Annotated in this window: 1 tRNA gene and 1 rRNA gene (both cut by a window edge); both read left to right on the plus strand. The window is 59.4% G+C overall.

Annotated elements, in window-relative coordinates:
* Positions 1–38, plus strand: a tRNA-Ala gene (locus BLS85_RS18405) (it extends 38 nt beyond the left edge of the window).
* Positions 39–723: 685 nt separating this feature from the next.
* A 23S ribosomal RNA gene (locus tag BLS85_RS18410) occupies positions 724–2,500 on the plus strand (it continues 1,284 nt past the right edge of the window).

Raw genomic sequence — 2,500 nt, forward strand, 5'->3', positions numbered from 1 at the left:
GCTTGAGGTCGTCGGTTCGATCCCGTCCGGCTCCACCAAGTCTCCCAGGGTGCTGGCATCCCGACGACCTGGGGCCGGCCTCCGGACCGAAGAGGGTCTCTTGCGCTGGGGCGCGGGACATCAAAGCAAGACGAGACACGAAATTCCGTGCCGGTCCTTTGGGACTGGGCGCGCGAAACGTGGCCCGGGTGCTCCGGTTGGAGCGGACGGGCCTCGGCTGTTTGACATGGTAAAGAGGCATGTTTTTGATCTGCGGTCCGTGATCGGACGTGGGTCGCTGCTTTCCTTCGGGAAAGCGTGATCGGCGGTTTGGTCATGGATGGCTGAGGATCGAGAACGCCTGATGTATGCGAAGTGTGTGACGCGCCTCCGTTCGATTGGCGAACGGGAGCGTGGGTGTGTTTGGATCGCACCCTTTCCCCCGCGTTGGGGTCGGGTGGTGCGGGAGTGTGCGTTTCACCGTCCCGACCGGGGCGGCGGCCCGCGAAGCCCGAAGGGCTAAGCTGGGCCGCTCAGAAACGAAGACTCAGGTCCAGACAAAATGTGTGTGGTTCCGTGTGAGCGGAGCAATGGGGACGATGGTTTGGGTGTTTGGGACGTGATTGGCGCTACGGTGCCGGGGCGTGCTGAAAACCGGTGCGACTGCGCCGGAGCGCCATGAGGCCCGCAGGGCCGAATTGGCGCGATCCAAATCAAGACTCTTTCTTGCCACCGTGCATGGGGGATCAAGTATGACAAGGGCATCTGGTGGATGCCTTGGCGTCGAGAGGCGATGAAGGACGTGGCACCCTGCGATAAGTCCTGGGGAGGCGGGAGCAGCCTTTGATCCGGGAATTTCCGAATGGGGAAACCCACCCCTTTGGGGTATCCCAACCTGAATTCATAGGGTTGGGAGGCGAACGCGGTGAACTGAAACATCTCAGTAGCCGCAGGAAAGGACATCAACCGAGACTCCGCAAGTAGTGGCGAGCGAACGCGGATCAGCCCAGTGGCACCATTCATCTAACGAGAACGGTCTGGAAAGTCCGGCCAGAGCGGGTGACAGCCCCGTATCGGTGTTGATGGATGGTGTCCTCGAGTAGGGCGGGGCACGTGAAACCCTGTCTGAACGTGGGGGGACCACCCTCCAAGGCTAAGTACTCCTCGACGACCGATAGTGCACCAGTACCGTGAGGGAAAGGTGAAAAGCACCCCGATGAGGGGAGTGAAAGAGACCCTGAAACCGGATGCCTACAAGCTGTAGGAGCCCCGCCTCCAAATCACTGAAAAGGCTTGGGTATGCATTACGTCTATGTATTGCAGGACGAAGCCGATGCAAAGCGGTTCTATGTTGGGTTCACGGGTGACCTGATGGTTCGCCTGGTGGCGCACAACGAGGGACGCAATGCGTCGACGCGCGGCCGGCAGTGGCGGATTGTGTACTACGAAGCCTACGTCTCGCGCGATGCGGCGCGGCGACGGGAATCGGTTCTAAAGCACGACGGCCGAAGCCGCCGGGCTTTGATGGACCGGATCAAGGCCAGCCTGACAGAAGACAGTCTGTCAAAAAAGGTTGGCGAACCACCTCAGTGATTTGGTGGCGGGGTGACTGCGTACCTTTTGTATAATGGGTCAGCGAGTTAATCTGTCGAGCAAGCTTAAGCCGGTAGGCGTAGGCGCAGCGAAAGCGAGTCTGAACAGGGCGCTTGAGTTCGGCGGATTAGACCCGAAACCGGGTGATCTAGCCATGGGCAGGTTGAAGGTGGAGTAACACCCACTGGAGGACCGAACCCACGTCTGTTGAAAAAGACGGGGATGACCTGTGGCTAGGGGTGAAAGGCCAATCAAACTCGGAAATAGCTGGTTCTCCGCGAAATCTATTTAGGTAGAGCGTCGTGTCTTACCTTCGGGGGTAGAGCACTGGATGGGCTAGGGGGCCGCGAGGCTTACCAAACCTAACCAAACTCCGAATACCGAAGAGTACAATCACGGCGGACAGACTTGGGGTGCTAAGGTCCTAGGTCGAGAGGGAAACAGCCCAGACCGCCAGCTAAGGTCCCGAAGTCATGGCTAAGTGGGAAAGGATGTGGGACGGCCAAAACAACCAGGAGGTTGGCTTAGAAGCAGCCATCCTTTAAAGAAAGCGTAACAGCTCACTGGTCTAATAGCTGTCCTGCGCCGAAGATGTACCGGGGCTCAAGCCATGCACCGAAGCTGCGGGCTCGAAAGAGCGGTAGCGGAGCGTTCCGTAGGCCGATGAAGGTGTGTCGTGAGGCATGCTGGAGGTATCGGAAGTGAGAATGCTGACATGAGTAGCGCTAGGAGAGTGAGAACCTCTCCCGCCGAAAGTCCAAGGGTTCCCGCGCAAGGCCAATCCGCGCGGGGTGAGCCGGCCCCTAAGCCGAGGGCGACAGCCGTAGGCGATGGGAACCAGGTGAATAGTCCTGGGCCCGCGAGAGGTGACGTCCCCCGTAAGTTGTTCATCCTTAACGGATTGGATGGGCAGCGAAGGGGGGCCAGG

Origin of the sequence: Rhodospira trueperi, assembly GCF_900101965.1 — a bacterium.
In the GTDB taxonomy this organism is placed as follows: Bacteria; Pseudomonadota; Alphaproteobacteria; order Rhodospirillales; family Rhodospirillaceae; genus Rhodospira; species Rhodospira trueperi.